Origin of the sequence: Myroides odoratimimus, from assembly GCF_030326305.1 — a bacterium.
Lineage (GTDB): Bacteria > Bacteroidota > Bacteroidia > Flavobacteriales > Flavobacteriaceae > Flavobacterium > Flavobacterium odoratimimum_A.
On record NZ_JACAKB010000013.1, the window covers coordinates 73586 to 88433 of the forward strand.

Annotated in this window: 15 protein-coding genes; all 15 read left to right on the forward strand. The window is 33.1% G+C overall.

Going from position 1 to position 14848, the window contains the following annotated elements; all coding sequences use genetic code 11:
* The first annotated feature begins 12 nt into the window (after positions 1-12).
* Positions 13-1359, forward strand: coding sequence for a preprotein translocase subunit SecY (secY, locus tag HX049_RS10990; protein WP_006259476.1), 1347 nt, complete (start codon positions 13-15; stop codon positions 1357-1359).
* 5 nt (positions 1360-1364) lie between these two features.
* Positions 1365-1580 (forward strand): translation initiation factor IF-1, encoded by a 216-nt coding sequence (gene infA, locus HX049_RS10995; protein WP_002987492.1) that lies wholly within the window; start codon positions 1365-1367, stop codon positions 1578-1580.
* Positions 1581-1593: 13 nt separating this feature from the next.
* Positions 1594-1710 carry a type B 50S ribosomal protein L36 gene (ykgO, locus tag HX049_RS11000; RefSeq protein WP_002987490.1) on the forward strand — a complete coding sequence of 39 codons (117 nt, stop codon included), beginning with the start codon at positions 1594-1596 and terminating at the stop codon, positions 1708-1710.
* A 2-nt stretch (positions 1711-1712) separates the two neighbouring features.
* On the forward strand, positions 1713-2087 hold the full coding sequence (rpsM, locus tag HX049_RS11005) for a 30S ribosomal protein S13 (RefSeq protein ID WP_006259474.1): 375 nt from the start codon (positions 1713-1715) through the stop codon (positions 2085-2087).
* 11 nt (positions 2088-2098) lie between these two features.
* Positions 2099-2482 (forward strand): 30S ribosomal protein S11, encoded by a 384-nt coding sequence (rpsK, locus tag HX049_RS11010; RefSeq protein ID WP_006259473.1) that lies wholly within the window; start codon positions 2099-2101, stop codon positions 2480-2482.
* An 88-nt stretch (positions 2483-2570) separates the two neighbouring features.
* The gene (gene rpsD, locus HX049_RS11015; protein WP_253113371.1) at positions 2571-3176 is read left to right on the forward strand and encodes a 30S ribosomal protein S4; all 606 of its coding nucleotides are present in this window, start codon (positions 2571-2573) and stop codon (positions 3174-3176) included.
* A 25-nt stretch (positions 3177-3201) separates the two neighbouring features.
* A complete protein-coding gene (locus HX049_RS11020) occupies positions 3202-4194 on the forward strand; it encodes a DNA-directed RNA polymerase subunit alpha (protein WP_006259471.1) in 993 nt (330 codons plus the stop codon).
* A 32-nt stretch (positions 4195-4226) separates the two neighbouring features.
* Positions 4227-4703 (forward strand): 50S ribosomal protein L17, encoded by a 477-nt coding sequence (gene rplQ / locus HX049_RS11025; protein WP_006259470.1) that lies wholly within the window; start codon positions 4227-4229, stop codon positions 4701-4703.
* Positions 4704-4808: 105 nt separating this feature from the next.
* The gene (gene carA, locus HX049_RS11030; RefSeq protein WP_286415825.1) at positions 4809-5933 is read left to right on the forward strand and encodes a glutamine-hydrolyzing carbamoyl-phosphate synthase small subunit; all 1125 of its coding nucleotides are present in this window, start codon (positions 4809-4811) and stop codon (positions 5931-5933) included.
* A 96-nt stretch (positions 5934-6029) separates the two neighbouring features.
* Positions 6030-7322: a phosphopyruvate hydratase gene (gene eno / locus HX049_RS11035; protein WP_286415826.1), complete on the forward strand. Its 1293-nt coding sequence runs from the start codon at positions 6030-6032 to the stop codon at positions 7320-7322.
* A gap of 341 nt (positions 7323-7663) precedes the next feature.
* Positions 7664-8950, forward strand: coding sequence for a citrate synthase (locus HX049_RS11040; RefSeq protein WP_006259467.1), 1287 nt, complete (start codon positions 7664-7666; stop codon positions 8948-8950).
* Between the two features lie 105 nt (positions 8951-9055).
* Positions 9056-9970, forward strand: a complete 915-nt coding sequence (locus tag HX049_RS11045) for a dimethylarginine dimethylaminohydrolase family protein (RefSeq protein ID WP_286415828.1) — start codon at positions 9056-9058, stop codon at positions 9968-9970.
* Between the two features lie 10 nt (positions 9971-9980).
* Entirely contained in the window at positions 9981-10916 is a 936-nt protein-coding gene (gene ctlX, locus HX049_RS11050) for a citrulline utilization hydrolase CtlX (RefSeq protein WP_286415829.1), read from the forward strand.
* 144 nt (positions 10917-11060) lie between these two features.
* Positions 11061-13184 (forward strand): TonB-dependent receptor plug domain-containing protein, encoded by a 2124-nt coding sequence (locus tag HX049_RS11055; RefSeq protein WP_286415830.1) that lies wholly within the window; start codon positions 11061-11063, stop codon positions 13182-13184.
* Between the two features lie 50 nt (positions 13185-13234).
* Positions 13235-14626 (forward strand): HmuY family protein, encoded by a 1392-nt coding sequence (locus HX049_RS11060; protein WP_286415831.1) that lies wholly within the window; start codon positions 13235-13237, stop codon positions 14624-14626.
* Positions 14627-14848: the final 222 nt, after the last annotated feature.

The window sequence follows — 14848 nt, forward strand, 5'->3', positions numbered from 1 at the left end:
TTAATAAACAAGATGAAGAAGTTTTTTGAAACATTAGCCAGTATTTGGAAAATTGAAGAGTTAAAGAACAAAATCTTGATAACTTTAGGGTTATTGCTTGTGTACCGTTTTGGTACACAAGTTACCCTTCCAGGTATTGACGCAACGAAATTGCAAGCTTTAACTGATCAAACTGATCAAGGTATCGGTTGGTTAATAAATGTTTTTACAGGTGGTGCATTTGCGCAAGCATCTGTATTTGCATTAGGTATTATGCCTTATATTTCTGCTTCCATAGTAGTTCAGTTAATGGGAATCGCGGTTCCTTATCTACAAAAACTACAAAATGATGGAGAAAGCGGTAGAAAGAAGATGAACCAAATAACAAGATGGTTGACAATCGGTATTACTTTATTACAAGGGCCTAGTTACATCTATAACTTGTATGTGCAATTACCACCAGATGCATTTTTGTTAGGTTTCAATTCTTTCTCATTCTTGTTTTCTTCAGTAATTATACTAGTGACCGGAACTGTTTTTGCAATGTGGTTAGGTGAAAAAATTACTGATAAAGGTATTGGAAATGGGATTTCATTATTGATTATGGTTGGTATTATTGCGAGACTTCCAATGTCTTTCATCCAAGAATTCCAATCGAGAATTACTGAAAATAATGGAGGACCTATGTTGGTGGTTATAGAAGTAATTTTATGGTTGTTAATCATTGTTGCTTGTATCTATTTAACTCTTGCTGTGAGACGTATACCGGTTCAATATGCAAGAAGAAGTGCTTCAGGAACTTATGATCAATCTATGTTAGGCGGTAATCGTCAGTGGATTCCATTAAAGTTAAATGCATCAGGAGTTATGCCAATCATTTTTGCTCAGGCGATCATGTTTGTGCCAGCTGCAGTAGCAGGTTTGTCAACTTCAGATACTGCTAAATCAATCAGTACAACATTTCATAATGTGTTTGGTTGGGAGTATAATGCACTTTTTGCTTTATTAATCATAATTTTTACGTACTTTTACACCGCAATTACAGTACCAACAAATAAGATGGCTGATGATCTAAAGAGAAGTGGTGGTTTTATACCAGGTGTTAAGCCAGGTAGTGAGACAGGCGATTTCTTAGATAGAATCATGTCTTTAATAACATTCCCAGGTTCTCTTTACTTAGCATTAATCGCAGTTTTCCCTGCTATTGTGGTAAGTTTATTAGGAGTTCAACAAGGTTGGGCTATGTTTTATGGAGGAACATCGTTATTGATTATGGTAAGTGTTGTAATCGATACAATTCAACAAGTCAATGCTTATTTACTGAACAAACAGTATGATAGCATGATGACAAGTGGTAAAAATAGAAGAGCAACAGCTTAGTTTTTATGGCAAAACAATCAGCAATAGAACAAGACGGAGCAATTATTGAAGCATTATCAAATGCTATGTTCCGTGTGGAATTAGAAAATGGACACGTAGTAATCGCCCATATCTCAGGTAAGATGCGTATGCATTATATCAAATTATTACCTGGTGACAGAGTAAAATTAGAGATGAGCCCTTACGATTTGACCAAAGCAAGAATTACTTATAGATATTAAAGAGGCTATTAAAATGAAAGTAAGAGCATCAGTTAAAAAAAGAAGTGCCGAGTGCATTATAGTACGTAGAAAAGGTAGACTTTACGTTATTAATAAAAAGAATCCTAGATTTAAACAAAGACAAGGATAATTATGGCAAGAATCGCAGGGGTAGATATACCTAAACACAAAAGAGGAATCATTGCTTTAACTTATATTTTTGGAATTGGTTCAAGTAGAGCTAAAGAAATTCTAGAAAGAGCTAAAGTTGACGAAAATAAAAAAGTTCAAGATTGGAATGACGATGAGATCGGAGCTATCCGTGAAGCAGTAGGTCAATTCACAATTGAAGGAGAATTACGTTCAGAGATTTCATTAAACATCAAACGTTTAATGGATATCGGATGCTACAGAGGTATCCGTCATAGAGCTGGTCTTCCATTAAGAGGACAAAGAACTAAGAATAACTCTAGAACAAGAAAAGGTAAAAGAAAAACTGTTGCTAACAAGAAAAAAGCAACTAAATAATAAGTAGTAATATGGCTAAAGCGAATACAAAAAAACGTAAAGTACTTGTTGAGTCAACAGGTGAAGCTCATATTAATGCGACGTTTAACAATATCATCATTTCATTAACTAACAAAAAAGGTGAAGTGATTTCTTGGTCATCAGCAGGTAAAATGGGATTCAGAGGTTCTAAAAAGAACACTCCTTACGCTGCTCAAATGGCTGCAGAAGATTGCGGTAAAGTTGCACTTGAGGCAGGATTGAAAAAAGTAAAAGTTTATGTAAAAGGACCTGGAAACGGAAGAGAATCTGCAATCAGATCTTTACATAATGGTGGAATCGAAGTAACAGAGATTATCGATATTACTCCAATGCCACACAACGGATGTCGTCCTCCAAAGAGAAGAAGAGTTTAATTTATAGTATAACCAAAGGTAGGAATAGATTATCGGAGGAAAGTGACCTGAATTCATAATCCCTACCTTTTTTCAATTTTATTAAGAAATGGCAAGATATACTGGTCCACAAACAAAAATCGCACGTAGGTTCGGTGAAGCAATTTTCGGAGATGATAAATCTTTAGAAAAAAGAAATTACCCTCCAGGACAACATGGTTTAGCAAGAAAAAGAGGTAAGAAATCTGAATATGCTATCCAGTTATTGGAAAAACAAAAAGCTAAATATACTTACGGTATTTTAGAAAAACAATTCAGAAACTTATACAAAAAAGCTGCTGCAGCTCGTGGAGTTACTGGTGAGGTATTAATTCAATTATGTGAATCAAGATTAGATAACGTAGTTTACAGAATGGGAATTGCTCCATCTCGTAGAGCTGCACGTCAAATCGTTTCTCATAGACATATTACTGTAAATGGGGAGTTAGTAAATATTCCTTCATACCAATTGAAACCTGGTGATAAAGTTGCTGTTCGTGAAAAATCAAGATCTCTAGAGACTATCGAACGTTCATTATCTAATTCTAGCGCTGTTTACGAATGGATTACTTGGAATCCTGAAACGTTAGAAGGAACATTTGTTTCTGTACCTCAAAGACTTCAAGTTCCTGAAAACATCAAAGAACAGTTAATCGTAGAGTTGTACAACAAATAATAATTGACATTCAGTCGAAACAAATATGGCAATATTTAATTTTCAAAAGCCCGATAAAGTTATCATGATTGATTCGACCGATTTTAAAGGCAAATTCGAATTTAGACCTTTAGAACCGGGATATGGATTGACAATAGGTAATGCATTAAGGAGAGTTCTTCTTTCTTCTCTTGAAGGATATGCAATTACTTCAGTTCGTATTGAAGGAGTAGATCATGAGTTTTCTACTATCGCTGGTGTAGTTGAGGATGTTACTGAAATCATTCTTAACCTAAAACAAGTTCGTTTTAAACGTCAAATTGAAGATGTTGATAATGAAACTGTTAGTATCTCTTTCTCTGGTAAAGAACAGTTGACTGCAGGTGATTTCCAGAAATTCATTTCTAGTTTCCAGATTCTGAATCCAGAATTAGTTATCTGTAATATGGATAGTAATGTAACTATTAATATGGATCTTACTATTGAGAAGGGAAGAGGTTATGTACCAGCTGAAGAGAATAGAAAACCTAATGCTCCTATTGGTACTATCTTTACTGACTCAATTTATACTCCAGTTAAGAACGTTAAGTATGCTATCGAAAACTATCGTGTTGAGCAAAAAACTGACTATGAGAAGTTAGTTTTTGATATCATTACCGATGGTTCTATTCATCCAAAAGATGCGTTAACTGAAGCTGCAAAAACATTAATACACCACTTTATGTTATTCTCAGATGAGAGAATTACATTAGAGGCAGATGAGATTGCACAAACTGAATCTTATGATGAGGAATCTCTTCATATGAGACAGCTTCTAAAAACTAAACTAGTTGATTTAGATCTTTCAGTTAGAGCATTGAATTGTTTGAAAGCGGCTGAAGTAGATACATTAGGAGACTTAGTGTCATTTAACAAAAACGACTTGATGAAATTTAGAAACTTCGGTAAGAAGTCTTTATCTGAATTAGAAGAGTTAGTGGCTGTTAAGGGACTTAATTTCGGGATGGATCTATCAAAATACAAATTAGATAAAGAATAAACTAGACTGTAAAGTCTAAATTCTAGTAAGAAATGAGACACGGAAAGAAAATAAATCACTTAGGTAGAAAAGCAGGACATAGAAATTCTATGCTTGCTAATATGGCTTGTTCTTTAATTGAGCACAAGCGTATCAATACTACTGTTGCTAAAGCTAAAGCTTTAAAGCAGTTTATTGAGCCATTAGTAACTAAAGCTAAAACTGACGATACTCATAACCGTCGTGTTGTTTTCTCTTATTTGAGAGACAAAGACGCAGTTACTGAACTATTTAGAGAAGTAGCTCAAAAAGTAGGAGATCGTCCAGGTGGATATACTCGTATTATTAAATTAGGTAATCGTTTAGGAGATAATGCTGATATGGCTATGATTGAGTTCGTTGATTTCAATGAATTATACAATGTTGCTAAAAAAGAGGCTAAAAAATCTTCAACTCGTAGAGGTAAAAAGAAAGCTGCTGAAGCTCCTGCGACTGAGGCAACTTCTAATGAAGCTGAAACTAATGAATAGTATCAACAAAATTTATTTTTGTTATTTATAATATTAAGGACATTCTTTATAAGGATGTCCTTTTTTTTTTATTTTTGCTAAAAATTAATACAACACAACAATACAATGGAATATTCAGAAAGAAAGAAGGCAGTTTTGGTTCTAAAAGATGGAACTGTTTTTTTTGGTAAGTCGGTTGGTGTAGAAGGTACAGCATACGGAGAGATTTGTTTTAACACTGGAATGACAGGTTATCAAGAAATCTTTACAGATCCTTCTTACTTTGGTCAAATCATGTTGTCAACAACAGCTCATATTGGTAATTATGGGGTTAATGTTGATGAAGTTGATTCTGATGGAATTAAGATTTCTGGTTTAGTTTGTAAAAACTTTAGTTATTATCATTCGCGTCCAAATTCAGAATCAGATTTATTGACTTATTTAGAAAAGGCTAACCTTATAGCTATTTCTGATGTTGATACACGTGCTCTTACTGCTCATATTAGAGATAATGGTGCTATGAATGCTATTATTTCAACAGACGGTAAATCAATTGAGGAGTTAAAAGTGATATTAGAGAGTGTTCCTTCTATGGAAGGACTTGAGTTGTCTTCTAAAGTATCTACTAAAGAGGCTTACTACTTTGGTAATCCTAATGCATCTCATAAGATTGCGGCAATTGATTTTGGTATTAAAACTAATATATTACGTTGTTTCGAGGAGAGAGATTGTTATGTTAAGGTATTTCCATACAATGTTTCTTATGATGAGTTAGTAGCTTTTAGCGCTGATGGATATTTTCTATCTAACGGACCTGGTGATCCACAAGCTTTAGCAAAATTAGGAGTTCTTGACACAGTTAATAAAGTTATAGATTCTGGACTTCCAGTTTTTGGTATTTGTTTAGGACATCAGTTGATTGGATTATCTCAAGGTGTAAGTACTTTCAAGATGTTTAGTGGACATCGTGGCGTGAATCATCCTGTTATGAATTTGAAATCTACTCAAGGTGAGATTACTTCACAGAATCATGGATTTGCAATTAATAAAGAAGAGTTGAGTAAACATCCTAATCTTGAACTGACACATTTACATTTAAATGATGGTACGGTAGCTGGTATGAAGATGAAAAATAAGAATGTTTTTTCTGTACAATACCATCCTGAATCTAGTCCTGGACCTCATGATTCAAGATATTTATTTGATGAATTTGTTGAAAATATAAAAAATAATAAAGGAGCTACTGTGTAGTTCCTTTCGTTATATATAAACTTTATTTCTTATCTGTATTAAGTAAGTTCAATTAAAGTTGTAAATTTGTTTATACTAAATTTTAAGACACAATTTATGAGTACAATTATTAGTGTGCATGCACGTCAGATATTAGATTCTAGAGGGAATCCTACAGTAGAAGTAGATGTTATTACTGAAAGTGGTATGTTAGGTCGCGCTGCAGTTCCATCTGGAGCTTCTACAGGTGAGCACGAAGCAGTAGAATTACGCGATGGCGGTAAAGCTTTCTTAGGAAAAGGGGTATTAAAAGCTGTTGATAACGTAAATAACATAATTGCTGAGCACATCGTAGGTGTTAGTGTTTTCGAACAAAATACTATTGACCAATTGATGATTGAATTAGATGGTACTAGTAATAAAGGAAATTTAGGAGCCAATGCTATTTTAGGTGTTTCTTTAGCTGTGGCTAAAGCGGCAGCAAATGAGTTAAGAATGCCATTATATCGTTATGTAGGTGGTGTTTCTGCAAATACGCTACCTGTTCCAATGATGAATATTATTAATGGGGGGTCTCACTCTGATGCTCCTATTGCATTTCAAGAGTTTATGATCATGCCTGTAAAAGCAATAACTTTTACGCATGCTATGCAAATGGGAACTGAGATATTCCATCATTTGAAAAAAGTTTTACATGAGAGAGGATTAAGTACGGCTGTAGGTGATGAAGGTGGATTTGCTCCTACATTAAAAGGTACTGAAGATGCTCTTGATTCTATTAAGTTAGCAGTTGAGAATGCAGGTTATAGATTTGGTGATGAGATTATGATTGCTTTAGACTGTGCTGCTTCTGAGTTTTATGTAGATGGCAAATATGATTACACTAAGTTCGAAGGAGAATTAGGTAAAGTACGTAGCTCTCAAGAGCAAGCGGATTACTTAGCTGAGTTAGTGGAGAAATACCCAATAATTTCTATTGAAGATGGTATGTATGAAGATGATTGGGATGGTTGGAAGTATTTAACTGATAAGATAGGTGATAAAGTTCAGTTAGTAGGTGATGATTTATTTGTTACTAATGTAGCTAGACTAGAGCGTGGTGTTAATGAAGGTATAGGTAACTCTATTTTGATTAAAGTAAATCAAATAGGAACACTTACAGAGACAATAGCTGCTGTTAATATGGCTAAAAATGCTGGATTTACGTCTGTTATGTCTCACCGTTCTGGTGAAACTGAAGATAGTACAATTGCTGATTTAGCTGTAGCATTGAATTGTGGACAAATTAAAACTGGTTCTGCATCAAGATCTGATCGTATGGCTAAGTATAATCAGTTGTTAAGAATAGAGGAAGAATTAGGTGATATAGCTTACTACCCTCAAGGGAATGCTTTTAAAGTTAAAAGATAGTTCTTTTATAAGTAAAAAAGCGGTAGATATACTTACATATCTACCGCTTTTTTGTTTTTTGGTATAGTTATAGTGGAGTTGAACAATATTCTTAAATTAATGTATTGTGAATAATTCTTTTTTTTAACTATTATGATGTGTTTATGGTTATTTAGAGTATCTTATTTTTTCATTCGTTTTGATAGTCTCTAAAATGAGGTTTTTTGTTCATTTTTAATGATTAGTTTATGAATATGACTTGTATGTATGCATAATAATTCCTATCTTTCCTACTGAAAAATTACTAGAATATGTATGCTAGTAGTGAGTAAAACTTGTAAAAAAAATAAAATAATAACAATATGTCTAAAACAGCTTATATAGAGGTTGACGGTAAAAGACATGAGTTTCCTGTATTAGTTGGTACTGAGAATGAAGTAGCAATTGATGTGTTGAAATTACGTGCTTTAACTGGAGCTATTACTTATGACCCAGGTTATAAAAATTCTGGTGCATGCAAGAGTGCAATTACATTCTTAGATGGAGAAGAAGGAATCTTGAGATATAGAGGATATTCTATTGAAGAATTAGCAGAATATTCTAACTTCTTAGAAGTTTCTTATTTGATTATCTTCGGAGAACTACCAACTCAAGAGCAAATAGAGAAATTCGAGAATGATATTAGAAAGTATTCATTAGTAAATGAAGAAATGAAAAATATCATTGACGGTTTTCCTAAGACTGCACACCCTATGGGAGTGTTAGCTTCTTTGACTAGTGCTTTAACTGCATTTAATCCAAAAGTAGTAGATGCTGATTGTTCAAAGTCATTGTATGAGGCTGTATGTAAGACAATGAGTAAGTTCTTAGTAATAGCAACTTGGACATATAGAAAAGCTAAGGGATATCCTTTAAATTATTACGATAACACTAAGAGTTATGTGGATAACTTCTTAAGATTAATGTTTGCTTTGCCAACTGAACCTTATGAAATCGATCCAATCATTAAAAATGCAATTGATAAGTTATTTATTTTACATGCTGATCATGAACAAAACTGTTCTACATCTACAGTACGTATGGTAGGTTCTTCTCATGCTGGATTGTTTGCATCTGTTTCTGCTGGTGTTTCTGCTTTGTGGGGGCCACTTCATGGTGGAGCTAATCAAGCTGTATTAGAAATGCTTGAAGCAATTCAAAATGACGGTGGTGATGTAGAGAAATATCTAAATAAAGCTAAAGATAAAGATGACTCATTCCGTCTAATGGGATTCGGACATAGAGTTTATAAAAACTTTGACCCAAGAGCTAGAATCATTAAAAAAGCAGCTGATGAAGTATTAGGAAAACTAGGTGTTGATGATCCTGTTTTAGATATTGCTAAAAAATTAGAAGAAGCAGCGCTTAAAGATCCTTATTTCGTAGAAAGACATTTGTATCCTAATGTTGATTTCTACTCAGGAATTATTTACAGAGCTTTAGGTATTCCTACAGAAATGTTTACAGTGATGTTTGCTATTGGACGTCTGCCAGGATGGATTGCACAGTGGAAAGAAATGAGAATTAATAAAGAACCAATCGGAAGACCTAGACAGTTATATGTTGGTGAAGCTTTAAGAACATTTGTTCCTATGAAAGATAGAAAATAATATTTTTTTATATGTTTAAAAGGCACCCTTAATTAGGGTGCCTTTTTTGTTTTCTAAAGAATTAAGTAGAGAGTATTTTGTTATATTTGTGGAAAATCAATATTTATGCTTAAGTTAAACGTTAAGAATGAAACCTCGAGATTGCGGGCCGTGGTCCTAGGTACTGCTAATAGTATCGGACCCACACCTACAGTAGAAGAAGCTTACGATCCTAAGTCGTTAGAACATATAAAAGCAGGTACTTACCCTGTAGAATCAGATATGATTCAAGAGATGGATGCTTTTAATAAAGTATTCGAGAAGTATGATGTTAAGGTCTATAGACCTGAAATCATAGAAGATTACAATCAAATTTTTACTCGTGATATTGGATTTGTTATTGAAGATAAATTCATTAAAGCGAATATCCTTCCAGATAGAGATCGTGAATTACATGCAATACAGTATGTGTTAGATCAGATTGATCCTGCATCTATAATCTCTGCTCCAGAAGAAGTACACTTTGAAGGAGGAGATGTAATGCCTTGGAATGATTATATTTTTATAGGTAGCTATAAGCGTCCAGATTATAAAAATTATATTACCGCAAGAACAAATCAACTAGGAGTTGATTTTATAAAAGAATTATTCCCAAATAAAACAGTTTTATCTTTTGATTTGGTTAAGTCTAAGACTGAGCCACGTGATAATGCATTACATTTAGATTGTTGTTTTCAACCAATCGGAAATGATAAAGGGATAATTTATAAAGGTGGTTTTTATGATGAAAAAGAGTACTATCAATTAGTAGAAATTTTCGGTAAAGACAACTTATTTCACATAGAAAGAGAAGAAATGTATCATATGTTTTCGAATGTATTTTCGATTAGTCCTGAAGTTATTGTCTCTGAACGTAATTTTACAAGATTAAATAATTGGTTAAGAGAAAATAACTTTGTTGTAGAAGAAATACCTTATGCAGAGATTGCTAAACAAGAGGGATTATTAAGATGTTCTACACTACCTTTGATACGTGATTAATATATTAGATATGAACCAAACTACGAATATAATTTTGATGATTCGCCCTGTGGCGTTTCGCATGAATGAACAAACGGCTGTAAACAATTACTACCAAAAAGTTCTTGATAATACCACTCCTGAGACGGTTAATGCTAAAGCACAACAAGAGTTCGAGGCCTTTGTGGAAAAGCTAAGAGCTGTTGGAGTTGATGTTATTGTAGTAGAAGATACTGTAGATCCGGATACTCCTGATAGTATTTTTCCAAATAACTGGATTTCTTTTCACGAAAGTGGAGAAGTTGTTCTTTATCCGATGTTTGCGGAGAATCGCAGATTAGAAAGAAGAGAAGATATTTTAGATTTATTAGAAGATAAAGGGTTTGAAATTACTGATATCTGGGATTATACTTCAGCAGAAGAAGACGAGTTATTTTTAGAAGGTACAGGTAGTTTGTTACTTGATAGAACTAATGAAAAAACATATTGTGCTTTATCGCCTCGTGCCGATGAAGGACTAGTTATTGAGTTTTGTGAAGAATTTGAAAATGATCCTGTTATATTTGAAGCTTTTCAGACTGTAGATGGAGAGAGAAAGCATATTTATCATACTAATGTAATGATGTGTTTAGCTGAAACTTTTGCTGTTATTTGTGCTGATTGTATCGATGATAAACAAGAGAAAAAAAGTGTACTTAATAGTTTGAAAAGTTCTGGAAAAGAGGTGATTACTATTACGGAAGAACAAGTCAATAACTTTGCTGGTAATATGCTTCAAGTAAAAGGAAAAGATGATCAGCGTTATTTAGTGATGTCAACGCAAGCTTATAATAGTTTAGATGCTAATCAAATAAAAGCAATAGAAAAGCATTGTCCAATCCTACACAGTAGTTTAGATACTATTGAAGCTTGTGGTGGAGGAAGTGCTCGCTGTATGATGGCAGAGGTATTTTTACCTAAGAAGTAGACAGATGTTTATTGTGATATACTGAAAACGAAGCAATAGCTTCGTTTTTTTATTTATAAAATAATTATTTAAAATGAATTTAAATAAGATATTTTTCTATCTTTGCAATCAAGAAATCATCTAAATAAAAAATAAAACGAATAAATGAAGCGTAATACCATATTTGTACTGAGTGCTTTTTGTGCGATTCCAGCATTTACTTTTGCTCAAGTACAAGATACTATAACGCCACCCAATGCTAATCTTGGAGAAATTGTTATCTCTGGACAATATAGTCCACAATCTATAAATAAAGCTGTTAATAATGTAACAGTTCTGAATAGACAACGTTTAGAAAATTTAGGGGCAGTAACTTTAGCTGACGCATTAAATCAAGTAATGAATATATCTATATTACCCAATGCAGGTACAGGTAGATCTACTGTGAAGATGTTTGGTTTAGATGCTCAGTATTTTACAATATTAATCGATAATGTACCTATGATTTCTGATGAGGGGTTTGGTAATAATACCGATCTAACTCAGATTAACTTAGATGATATTGAACAAGTAGAAATTGTAGAGGGAGCGATGGGGGTTGACTATGGTGCCAATGCAGTAACAGGAATTATAAATATCATTACTAAGAAAAATAATATTCATGATTGGAATGTGAATTTCTTTACACAAGAAGAGACTGTTGGTGATGAATATAATTTAAAGAATAAAGGAAAGCATATTCAAGGGTTAACGATAGGACATAATATAAATGACAATTTATATGCAAGTGTTAGTTATACTCATAATGATTTTAAAGGATGGTTTAATAAGAGAGAAGGTTTTACTTATTATGGTGATGAAGATAAGAGAGGACATGAATGGCTACCAAAGAATCAAAATAATGTAAAGGCTCTTTTAAACTATCATCATAAGTCTTATCGTGTATTTTATAAGTTTGAATACTTTGATGAGAGAATGAAGGATTACAATAAGACTTTTGAAATAAATGAGGATCCTGTTTTCGAAACGATTGATCCTATTGCAAAAGATCGTATTACAAATACAAAAAGATGGTCTAACGTTCTAAATACTTCAGGGAATTTTCAGAATCTTTTTCGTTTCGATTTGTCATTTACTTATCAAAAACAGGAAAGGGAGATTGATTTCTATAGATATAGAATAAAGTATGATGAGAAGTTTGATAGAAATTCCTACAAAAGCGAGAGTAGAGAGGTTTTCTTTTCTAGAGGAACTTTTAGTGATTTTATTAAATGGGAGAGAGCTCGATTCCAAGTTGGATATGAAGTAGCTAATAGCAAGGGATATTCATTAATGAGTGAATCGTTAGGTGAATCTCCTCAAAGTAAATCTTTAGGAAGTTATGATTTTTATGCGTCATCAGAGATTGATGTTTTGTCTAACTTCATGATTCGTCCTGGATATCGCTTAATGACATCAAATACTTTTGATAGTCAACATGCTATGAGTTTAATGCTTAAATATGTATTACCAAATGATTATGAAATTCGTGCGACTGTTGGGACGTCGCCTCGTTTGCCTAATTATGAAGAGTTGTATACATATTTTGTAGATGTGAATCATGACTTACAAGGTAATCCAAATTTGAACCCTGAGAAAGGGAAGACGTTCTTTCTGAATATAAAAAAAACAGCTGAGTTTAGTGATGATATTGAATTTAGTAGTAGTTTGACTGGACGTTTTTTGAATGTACAAGATAAAATTGATGTTATACAGATTGTTGATCCATCAGGTCTTAAATATAAGTATCACAATGTTAATCGTTATAGAAATATAGGGGTAACATTCTTGAATCAATTGCGTTGGAAAACATTAGATGTAGGTCTTGGTTTTACCTATTCAGGAGCCGCCCAGCAGATATATGGTGCGCCTAGTGATACGGATAAGTTCTTATATACTCCTGAAGTGACAGCTAATGTTAGTTATAAGTTGCCAACTACAGGAACGATGTTTTCTTTATACTATAAATTTAATGGAGAAGAGTATCGTTATAAGATGGAGTCAGATCTTTTTGGGGAGTATTATATAAAAGGAAAACAAGAAAGTTATTCTTGGATGGATTTCAGTGTGCGCCAGCCTTTCTTTAAGAATATGTTATTTGCTACATTAGGAGTGAGAAATATATTTGACGTTAAAGATTTAACATCAACTACTAGTTCTGGTACTGCACATAGCTCTTCTTCTCCTTCACAACCGTTAGGGTATGGAAGAAGTTTCTTTGTGAAATTACAATATAAATTAGGTTTTTAATGATGATGAGACGTTTATTACATATTAGCATATTTATTGTATCTTTTTTTATGATGATTTCATGTGAAAAGGATTCTAAGAATGGTAATAATGACACAAGAGATTTTATTGTAGCTTATGAAGAACAATCAATTAGTTACGGAGAGATTATAGATAAAAAAGAACTTAGTGTGGTTTTTTCAGAACCTGCAGCTGAACCGGGTAGTATAGAAATGAGGGTTTCTGAAGTAAATGCTAGATATGATATAGATTACAACACCATTCCAAGCGCTAAAGCTGGTGTGTTAACTATTCCTTTTGCTAAAGGTGATCGAAAAGTAAATTTTGTATTCAATAATCTAATCTATCCTTATGATCGATCTGACAAAACAGTTCAATTTGATATCATAAAGGTTAATTATTCAGTTAAAGAACCTAAGATACAAGGATATAATGTAATGGTGGTTAGTTTTGATACTGCGATAGGAGGACTTTTAATGCCTGCTATTGGTGGACCTAGTCAACCAAAACAAGTATATGTAGATTTAGGGGGAAAAGCAATGTATCCAGTGCAACGTGATTCTTGGGATTTAGCTTTTTATTCTGATAAAGAATTTAGAGTAAAGTTAAATGGTTCGATATATATGGCTACAAGTGCTTTATCAAGTATAGATATTGATAAGGTGAGAGAAAGTGATGTAACGAGCCTAAAAACTCAAGTACAGATTGGGACATTTGATCCAGCGAATGTAGCTTATATTGATGCTCCTATAGGGGATTTAAATGCTACTGCAATAAAGGAAATTAAGCTTAATGCTGATGAAAATAAAGTTTATTTAGTAAATTTAGGTTTTAAGCCTGGTACTACTAATGTGGCTGCGGGTTCTGTAAATGTGACAGGTGATAGTAGAGGGTGGAAAAAGATTAGAATCTTAAGAAAAGAGCAAGGGTATCTATTACAATATGCAGATTTAAACGATAGTACGCATAGGGAGGTTTATATAGAAAAGAACTTAGCTTATAACTTTGTTTTCTTTAGTTTTGACACTAATAAGATTGTTAATGTTGAACCGACTAAACAAAAGTGGGATTTAAACTTCACTGTATTTACAAATACGGTTGATCAAAACGGAGATCCTAAAGGTTCTTATGGTTATTCTGATTTTATTGTGAATAACAGATATGCTGGTGTTACTGCTTATAAAGTTACAATACCTGAGAAAGATAAAACAATGTATAAGAATTTCTCTTTAGCTGATGTAGATAAAGGAGCACTGTCTTTAGACTTGCGTACTATAGGTGGTACGTGGAGAGATGTAGCGAATGATAAAAAATTATTCACTAATATCTTTTACGTAATTAAAGATTCAAAAGGCAACTATTATAAGATGCGTGTATTGAGCTTTATGAACGAAAAAGGAGAACGTGGATACCCAAGATTTGAATATAGCCTATTAAGGTAATTTAAAATATTACATAACTATTTGTTGTCGCAGGTTATGTATGTGATTCAATGTAATCATACAGTACTTCAAGTATTTGTTGTTTATTGAGTTGTTAGTTTATTTTTGTTAGAAAACCCCAAGATTGTCGCTCTTGGGGTTTTTTTATGTGTGCCCAGCATGGGTGATAACTCTAGGGTGTAAGTCCCGAACACGCCATTACAGCAGGAAGTGTTAACCGAC

What these genes read in the sequence shown, in the direction of transcription:
- secY (WP_006259476.1), top strand. Translation starts at nt 13, where the DNA reads ATGAAGAAGTTTTTTGAAACATTAGCCAGTATTTGGAAAATTGAAGAG.
- infA (WP_002987492.1), top strand. Translation starts at nt 1,365, where the DNA reads ATGGCAAAACAATCAGCAATAGAACAAGACGGAGCAATTATTGAAGCA.
- ykgO (WP_002987490.1), top strand. Translation starts at nt 1,594, where the DNA reads ATGAAAGTAAGAGCATCAGTTAAAAAAAGAAGTGCCGAGTGCATTATA.
- rpsM (WP_006259474.1), top strand. Translation starts at nt 1,713, where the DNA reads ATGGCAAGAATCGCAGGGGTAGATATACCTAAACACAAAAGAGGAATC.
- rpsK (WP_006259473.1), top strand. Translation starts at nt 2,099, where the DNA reads ATGGCTAAAGCGAATACAAAAAAACGTAAAGTACTTGTTGAGTCAACA.
- rpsD (WP_253113371.1), top strand. Translation starts at nt 2,571, where the DNA reads ATGGCAAGATATACTGGTCCACAAACAAAAATCGCACGTAGGTTCGGT.
- HX049_RS11020 (WP_006259471.1), top strand. Translation starts at nt 3,202, where the DNA reads ATGGCAATATTTAATTTTCAAAAGCCCGATAAAGTTATCATGATTGAT.
- rplQ (WP_006259470.1), top strand. Translation starts at nt 4,227, where the DNA reads ATGAGACACGGAAAGAAAATAAATCACTTAGGTAGAAAAGCAGGACAT.
- carA (WP_286415825.1), top strand. Translation starts at nt 4,809, where the DNA reads ATGGAATATTCAGAAAGAAAGAAGGCAGTTTTGGTTCTAAAAGATGGA.
- eno (WP_286415826.1), top strand. Translation starts at nt 6,030, where the DNA reads ATGAGTACAATTATTAGTGTGCATGCACGTCAGATATTAGATTCTAGA.
- HX049_RS11040 (WP_006259467.1), top strand. Translation starts at nt 7,664, where the DNA reads ATGTCTAAAACAGCTTATATAGAGGTTGACGGTAAAAGACATGAGTTT.
- HX049_RS11045 (WP_286415828.1), top strand. Translation starts at nt 9,056, where the DNA reads ATGCTTAAGTTAAACGTTAAGAATGAAACCTCGAGATTGCGGGCCGTG.
- ctlX (WP_286415829.1), top strand. Translation starts at nt 9,981, where the DNA reads ATGAACCAAACTACGAATATAATTTTGATGATTCGCCCTGTGGCGTTT.
- HX049_RS11055 (WP_286415830.1), top strand. Translation starts at nt 11,061, where the DNA reads ATGAAGCGTAATACCATATTTGTACTGAGTGCTTTTTGTGCGATTCCA.
- HX049_RS11060 (WP_286415831.1), top strand. Translation starts at nt 13,235, where the DNA reads ATGATGATTTCATGTGAAAAGGATTCTAAGAATGGTAATAATGACACA.